Here is a 6,742-nt window from a genome sequence, read left to right as displayed (position 1 = left end):
TTGAAGACGAACTCGTCGGCGTACTGGTGACGCGCCGGGTCCGACTCGGCGGTCCACTGGTCGTTCTTCACCAGCACGAGCTCCTCGTTGGGCTTGAAGCTCTCGACCTTGTAGGGGCCGTTGGACAGCGGCTTCTGGCCGTAGTTCGGCGGCTTCGAGGCGTTGCCCAGGGGAGCCGGGCCCATCGCCATGAAGGCGCCCCAGTAGTCCATGTCCGGGAACGGCTTGGACATCTTGATGGTGATGTCCTGGCCCTCGACCGAGATCCCTTCCCACTTCTCGCAGGCGGGGTCCTTGCCCGTGTACGGCCCCTTGTAGCCGTCGGCGCCCGCGAAGTACGACGCCGAGTACTCCGTGCCGGGCCCCGAGGGGAACGCGCCCGCGTCCAGGGACCGACAGATGCCGAAGGCGACCTCCTCAGCGGTGACGGGCTTGCCGTCCTCCCACGTCGCGTCGTCACGGATGGTGAAGGTCCACTCCGTGAAGTCCTCGTTGGGCGTGCCCAGGTCGGTCGCCAGGTCGGGGACCAGGACGGGCTGGCCCTCCTCGTCGCGGGCGTACTGCGTGAGCGAGCGGCTCGTGAGCGCCTGCTGGATCGAGTTGCCGGTCACCGACCAGCCGGTGGTGGGGTCGAGCGAGTCCGGGCCCGGGTCGCCGGGCAGGTAGACCGTGATGGTGCCGCCGGCCGTCGCGCCCTCGACGTCCGCAGCGGGGCCCTGGCGTGCCGCGTCCTTGGTCCCTCCTTCCTGCCCGCCGAACTCACGATCGGTGCCCGAGCCGCCGCCACCCTCGTCCGACGACCCGCCGCCACAGGCGGCGAGCGTCAGGAGGGCGGCACCGGCCACGAGCGCAAGCGGCTTGGTGCGCGCCATGTCTGTGCCTTTCGTCCGCGTCATCGCCCAAGAGGTCCCCGGGCGTCACTCGGACGTTAGGGAGCCGAGGGCCGTCCGAGGTGGCCGCGAAGGTCACGAAGCGGTGACCCTTCGACGGGGTTGGTCACGAGCAGGTCACGGAGCACCGTCGCGGGGTCGAGCGCGGGGTCGCCGGGCACGACCACCACGACGACGGGGGCCGGGTGGCAGCAGGCGTGGCGGCATGGTGCGGCCGGTTCGACCGGTTCGACGAGGCCGAGCACGCTCGGGTGCTGCCGCAGGATCGCCGTCTGCAGCTCAGCCACCGCGGGACCCGGGTCGATGCCGAGCTCGTCGGCGAGCGTGCGGCGCAGCCGGTCGAGCACCTCCAGGGCGTGCGCCTGCCTGCCCGAGCGCACCAGAGCGACCGCCCACAGTCCCCACAGCTCCTCGCGCCACGGGTGCTGGTGCACGAGGTCCTCGAGGGAGCCGGCCGCGCCCGCGGCCCGACCGAGCGAGAGGTCGAGCACCGCGGTGGCGACGTGCCCGTCCACGCGCAGCTCCTCGAGCCGCCGCCGCTCGGCGCCGGCGACGGGCAGGTCGGCGAGGTCGGCGTACGCGTCGCCGCGCCAGAGCCGCATCGCGGCCGCCACCTCGTCGCGGGCGGTCTCCGCGCGCGCGGCGTCCGAGTCGGCGAGCAGCGGCGGCCGCATCCGGTCGCGCAGCCGCTCCACGTGGTCGCGTCCCCACCTCACCGCCGCCTCGAACCGGTCCACGTCGACGTCCGCGGCGCCGGCGGCGAGGCGGTAGCCGCCACCCTCGTGCACGAGCACCGAGGAGGCAGTGCGGGCGCGACGCCCCGGCTCGAGGCGCCGGCGCAGGTCGGCGACGTAGCCCTGCAGCGTGTTGCCCGCGCCGGGCGGCGGGCCGCCCTGCCACAGGACGTCGATGAGCCGGTCGGCCGGCACCGGCTGGTCGCGCCACAGCACGAGCAGGCCGAGCAGGCTGCGCAGCTTCGGGGCGCCGAGCGGGACGGGTGTGTCGCGGACGCGGGCAGCGCTGGGACCCAGCACGTCGAGGTCGATCTGCGTCGACGTCATCCGGCCCCCTCCCCGCGTTACGACGATCAGCGATATGATCGTAACCGACGATTCGCCGACGCGCTCGAGACGAGGTCCGATGCCCACCGACCGCCCAGCACCCGGTCCCCTGGAGGAGGTGCGGGTCGTCCTCAACTCCGACGACCGGTTCCACGGCGTCGACCACGCCGTCGACGTGACGCGTCTCAACCGCTTCCTGGCGCTGGCCGGGTCGGCGTACGGCCCCCTGCCGGCGTCGGCGGACCTCGCGCCCTACCGCACGTTCCGCGACGTCACCCGTGACCTGGTGCTGCACCCCTCCGCCGCGACGCGGGACGCCTTCAACCGCATCGCCGCCCGGCACCCGGTGACGGTCGAGGTGCGCGAGGAGTCGGCCCACCTCCGGCGCGCCGCCTCCGCCGGCCGGTCGGCGGTCGACCGGCTCGTGGGGGAGTGCATCGCCACCGTGCACGACGCCATGGTCACCGGCGACTGGGACCGGCTGCGCGAGTGCGAGCGCGACGACTGCCGGTGGATCTACTACGACCCCTCGCCCACCCAGGTGATGCGCTGGTGCAGCACCGACCCGTGCGGCAACGTCATGAAGGTGCGCGCCTACCGGGCACGCCGTGCGGCCGGCGACGCCTCCACCTGAAGCGACCCTGACGCGACCTGACGCGACCCGCCGCCTCAGTCCTCGATGACGTCCAGTCCCTGCGCCCGCAGTGCGGCGAGGCTCTCGAGCATGGCCGACAGGGCCTCGGGCGGGTGCGGGGTCCAGTCGGTGACCTCGTGCAGCACCCGCAGCGGGTGCCGCGTCCGGTAGGACTCGGTGGGGTTCCCGGGGAAGCGCTTGTCGGTGACGTTCGGGTCGTCCTCGAACGGGCCGAGCGGCTCGACGGCGTACACGTGGCCACGCGTCTCCAGGCCCGCGAGGGCGGAGGACAGCTGGGCGCCCCACGCCGCGGTGCTCTCGAGCGTGGTGAAGTAGATGTGGTTCATCACCCGCCCCTCCTCGAAGTTCGAGGACCAGCCCGGCACGAGCTCCTCGCCCGGCAGGACCGTCGCCTTCGTGCCGTGGAGGAACGGACCCGTGACGTGGTCGTGGCGGTCGTACGTCACCGGCACCCGCGGCTCTTCCTCACGAGGCACGGGGCGCTCCCAGGACCTCGCGCCACGAGTGCTCGGGGGAGAAGCCCACGAGCGAGCGCGCCTTGTCGATGGCGTAGAACGTCTCGTCGGCGCCCAGCTCCCGGCGCAGCTCGACGCCGTCGTAGAAGCGCTCGAGCAGCTGGGTCGTGGTCGCCGCGACGGAGAGGTCCGCGTTGGCGACGTTGAACACCTCGTAGCCCAGGCCGTCGGTCTCCAGGCAGCGCTGCACCATCTGGCCGAGGTCGCGCACGTCGATGTAGGCGAAGATGTTGCGCCGTCGCTGCGCCGGGTCGTCGAGGAACGCCGGGAACAGCTCCTCGTACTCGTGCGGCTCGATGACGTTGTTGATCCGCAACCCGTAGACGTCCGCGCCCGTGCGGGCCTGGAACGAGCGCGCCGTCACCTCGTTGGCGACCTTGGACATCGCGTAGGAGTCCTCGGGCACCGTCGGGTGCTCCTCGTCGACCGGGAGGTAGAGGGGCCGGCGCTCGCCCTGCGCGAAGCAGACGCCGTACGTCGTCTCCGACGAGGCGAAGACGACCTTGCGGATGCCGAGCCGGGTCGCGGCCTCGAGGATGTTGTAGGTGCTGAGCACGTTGGTGGCGTAGGTCGCCGCGTCGGGCACGCGGAGGATCGCGGGCACCGCGGCGAAGTGCACCACGGCGTCGTACGACGGCTTCTCGGCCAGGTCGAGCTCCTCGAACGTGGCGAGACCCGCGAGCGCCGAGTAGACCTCGCCGCCGTCGGTGAGGTCGACCCGCAGGTCGTGGACGTCGGGGTGGTCGAGGGGGACCAGGTCGGCGTTGGTGACCTGGTGGCCCTGCTGGGCGAGGAAAGGGGCGACGTGGCGGCCGGCCTTGCCGCTGCCGCCGGTGAAGAAGATGCGCATGGGTGCCTTCCTACCGGGGCAGCGCAAGGCGCGTCACACCCGTCCGGTCACCTCACCACGGCTGGACGCCCGTCTCGTCGGAGAACGTCCCCGTCGGGCCGTCGTCGGGCAGCGTCGCGAGGTCGAGGAAGACAGCGGCGCCCTGCTCCGGCGTACGTGTGCCGCGGTGCCCGTTGAGGTCGGTGGCGACGTAGCCGGGGCAGCCGGCGTTGACCAGGATGCCGGCGCCGGCGAGCTCCTTGGCGTACTGGACCGTGAGTGCGTTGAGGTAGGTCTTGGTGGGGGAGTAGGCACCAGAGAGGGGGCCGACCGGCTCTTCCTGAGCGGTCTGCAGGCCGAGGGACCCCACGGTGCTCGACACGTTGACGATGCGCGGCGAGGCGGCGCGCCGCAGCATCGGCAGCATCGCGTTGGTGACCCGGATGACGCCGAGCACGTTGACGTCGACGACGCCGAGGACCTGCTCGGCGGTGACCTGCGAGGGCTCCTGCGGCATCCCGCCGGTGATGCCGGCGTTGTTGACGAGGACGTCGAGCCCGCCGAGCTCCTCGAGCTGGGCCGCGGCCGCCACGACGCTGTCGTCGTCGGTGACGTCGAGCGCGACGCCGAAGACGTCGAGCCCCTCGGCACGCAGCTTGTCCACCGCCTCCTCGCGGCGTGCGGTGTCGCGGGCGCCGACGCCCACCCGGAAGCCGCGGCGGGCCAGGCCGGCCGCGATCTCGTAGCCGATGCCCTTGTTGGCGCCGGTGACCAGTGCTGTCCTGCTGTTCTCTGTCATGCCCCGATCGTGTGCTCGCGGGCGTGCCACGTTCCAAGACCGATCAGGTCGGCCCCGATACCGCGCAGGTATGACCGCTGGTCAGCGGCGTAGGCTCGACGTCGTGGAGACCCGCGAGCTGCGCTACTTCGTCGCCGTGGCCGAGGAGGCGCACGTCGGCCGGGCGGCCGAGCGGCTCGGGATGGCCCAGCCGCCGCTGTCGCGGGCCATCGCCCAGCTCGAGCGGCGACTGGGTGCCGACCTCTTCGTCCGCACGCCCCGGGGCATGTCGCTCACGCCCGCCGGCGAGACCCTGCTGAGCGAGGGCCGCGCCGCGCTGGCCGCGGTCGAGGCCGCCGCGCGTCGTACCCGCCGGGCCGCGGACGCCGGCGGACGCGCCCCGGTGGTGCTGACGGCCAAGGCGGGCGCGTCCAGCGAGCTGATGGCCAAGCTGCTCGACGCGTACGCCGCCGAGCCCGACGCGGTCGACGTCGAGGTCGTCCTCAGCCCGCCCGGTCGCCAGGCGCTGATGCTGCGCGACGGCCGGGCGGACGTGGCGATCCTGCACCGTCCCTTCGACGACCTCAGCGGCTTCGACGTCGACGAGCTCGCGGTCGAGGACCAGCTGCTGGTCCTGCCGTCGGGCCACCCGGCGAGCGGCCGCTCCTCGATGACGCTGGAGGAGGCGACCTCGATCCCGGACCTGCCCCTGCCCCGGTGGCCGCGCCTCGACGGCAGCTATCCCGACGGCCCCGGCCCCGAGCTGCGCGACCTCACCCAGGTGCTGCAGCTGGTCCGCCTCGGCCGGGCGGCGGTCGTGCTGCCCGAGTCGGCTCGCGCCAACCTGCGCGACGGGCTCGCCGTCGTGCCCCTGAGCGACGCGCCCCGCGTCACCACCGTGATCGCCTGGCCTCCGCACAGCACCTCGGTCGGGGTCGCCGGCCTCGTGCGCGTCGCCTCGCGGCTCTGACCCGGCGCCCGCCCGGTCCGTCAGACGAAGCCGACCGTATGGGTGCGGGTTCGGATGACGGATCGGAGGCCCGAGACGCACGAACGGCCCCGACCGCAGTGCGATCGGGGCCGTTCGTCGGCGATCAGACGGCGCGGACGTTCTCGGCCTGCGGGCCCTTGGGGCCCTGCGTGACGTCGAACTCGACCTTCTGGTTCTCGTCGAGCGACTTGTAGCCGTTGGTCTGGATGGCGGAGAAGTGGACGAACACGTCCTCGCCGCCGCCGTCCTGCGCGATGAAGCCGAAGCCCTTGTCAGCGTTGAACCACTTGACGGTGCCCTGAGCCATGATCTTTTTCCTCTGTTCGGTGCTGGGGGCGACGTGCCGCCCAGCGGCGCTGAAGACATCCAACTGAGCTGATGTCCAGCGAACCGAAGACCAGGAGTACGAGACACGAGCCGCGCTCCGTGCGCGGCCAGGACGGCCGGAGCCGTCCCTTCAACTTCACCAGCCTACGGCACGCGCGACTCCTCAACCGATTCGGGGACCGGCCCTCGTGCGACGCGGTCCTCGACACCGGCCCCGGCGAGCTCGTCCACCGAGCCGACCTATCCCGCGACCGCCGGCTGCGTCGCCGTGCCGCGGTGGGGCTCAGGACGGCGCAGGGCCGCGACCAGCACGCTGAAGCCACCCGCGGCGGTGAAGATCCCGGAGATCGCCTCCCACCAGGGTGCGGCGTCGAAGGAGCCGATGGCGTAGGAGAACGCCGCGACGACCGGTGCGCCCAGGACCAGCAGCAGCGCCGCCAGGCGTGCCCACCCGCGGCCGTGCACGGACCCGTGGACGAACAGGCCGAGCGGCACGAACAGCCACAACCAGAACGCCAGGTCGTCGGTCAGCGGGCGGACCGCCTCGCCCGCGAGTCCCGAGCGGAGGGTCGCCGCGCCGACGTCGGCGACGGCGGTCGTCCCGGCCAGCAGGGCGGCGACGGTGATCGCTCCCGGCCGGCGGCCGCGGAGGGCGAGCGGCAGCATCGGGAGGGCGAGGGCCAGCGCCAGCAACGA

The 6,742-nt window shown here is 72.9% G+C and carries 9 protein-coding genes; 2 read left to right on the top strand and 7 right to left on the bottom strand.

The window, feature by feature from the left end; all coding sequences use genetic code 11:
* A partial coding sequence (locus Q9S36_RS51235; RefSeq protein ID WP_311292402.1) for an ABC transporter substrate-binding protein occupies positions 1–872 on the bottom strand: 872 nt, incomplete at its 3' end.
* A gap of 56 nt (positions 873–928) precedes the next feature.
* Positions 929–1,951 (bottom strand): BTAD domain-containing putative transcriptional regulator, encoded by a 1,023-nt coding sequence (locus Q9S36_RS51230; RefSeq protein WP_311292401.1) that lies wholly within the window; start codon positions 1,949–1,951, stop codon positions 929–931.
* Between the two features lie 79 nt (positions 1,952–2,030).
* Here Q9S36_RS51230 and Q9S36_RS51225 point away from each other — a divergent pair, with 79 nt between their 5' ends.
* Complete coding sequence (locus tag Q9S36_RS51225; RefSeq protein WP_311292400.1) at positions 2,031–2,585, top strand: CGNR zinc finger domain-containing protein; 555 nt, start codon at positions 2,031–2,033, stop codon at positions 2,583–2,585.
* Positions 2,586–2,620: 35 nt separating this feature from the next.
* On the opposite strand, the gene arr is transcribed toward Q9S36_RS51225, so the two are convergent.
* From arr to Q9S36_RS51210, 3 genes are read right to left on the bottom strand one after another with little or no spacing between them, the layout of a single operon-like run.
* Positions 2,621–3,058 (bottom strand): NAD(+)--rifampin ADP-ribosyltransferase, encoded by a 438-nt coding sequence (gene arr / locus Q9S36_RS51220; RefSeq protein ID WP_311292403.1) that lies wholly within the window; start codon positions 3,056–3,058, stop codon positions 2,621–2,623.
* 13 nt (positions 3,059–3,071) lie between these two features.
* Positions 3,072–3,971, bottom strand: a complete 900-nt coding sequence (locus Q9S36_RS51215) for an NAD(P)-dependent oxidoreductase (RefSeq protein WP_311292399.1) — start codon at positions 3,969–3,971, stop codon at positions 3,072–3,074.
* A gap of 52 nt (positions 3,972–4,023) precedes the next feature.
* The gene (locus Q9S36_RS51210) at positions 4,024–4,749 is read right to left on the bottom strand and encodes an SDR family oxidoreductase (protein ID WP_311292398.1); all 726 of its coding nucleotides are present in this window, start codon (positions 4,747–4,749) and stop codon (positions 4,024–4,026) included.
* 103 nt (positions 4,750–4,852) lie between these two features.
* Here Q9S36_RS51210 and Q9S36_RS51205 point away from each other — a divergent pair, with 103 nt between their 5' ends.
* Positions 4,853–5,698 (top strand): LysR family transcriptional regulator, encoded by an 846-nt coding sequence (locus tag Q9S36_RS51205; RefSeq protein ID WP_311292397.1) that lies wholly within the window; start codon positions 4,853–4,855, stop codon positions 5,696–5,698.
* A 124-nt stretch (positions 5,699–5,822) separates the two neighbouring features.
* On the opposite strand, the gene Q9S36_RS51200 is transcribed toward Q9S36_RS51205, so the two are convergent.
* Positions 5,823–6,026, bottom strand: a complete 204-nt coding sequence (locus tag Q9S36_RS51200; protein WP_311292396.1) for a cold-shock protein — start codon at positions 6,024–6,026, stop codon at positions 5,823–5,825.
* Positions 6,027–6,286: 260 nt separating this feature from the next.
* On the bottom strand, positions 6,287–6,742 hold a 456-nt coding region (locus tag Q9S36_RS51195; protein ID WP_396653990.1), incomplete at its 5' end, for a hypothetical protein.

The sequence above is a fragment of the Microbacterium sp. ARD31 genome (assembly GCF_031844425.1).
This window is presented reverse-complemented; position numbering and strand designations above follow the sequence as displayed.